Annotated in this window: 1 pseudogene; it reads left to right on the forward strand. The window is 33.3% G+C overall.

The window, feature by feature from the left end:
* Window positions 1-261, forward strand: a pseudogene (locus ACP3VS_RS24465) (glutamine amidotransferase); the annotation flags it as partial.

Consider the following 261-nt stretch of genomic DNA (forward strand, 5'->3'; position numbering starts at 1 on the left):
TCTTTACTACATGCAGCAGGAGTGCTGAATAAGAAGAAATTCTCAACATCATTAACATCAGATGAAAAACAATTAGCGCATTTACATGAATGGGAATATAAACAAAACAAAGATGTAACTGTTGATGGAAAAATAATAACAGCGGTAGGGTCTGCGTACGTTGAATTTGCTACTGAAATAATGAAGCAACTCAATTTATTTAATGAAGCTGAAGCGAAGGAGAACTTGCAATATTTTAAAAACGTAACAGAGACTTGTGAT

The sequence above is a fragment of the Lysinibacillus sp. VIII_CA genome, from assembly GCF_049943995.1.
Taxonomy (GTDB): domain Bacteria; phylum Bacillota; class Bacilli; order Bacillales_A; family Planococcaceae; genus Lysinibacillus; species Lysinibacillus pinottii.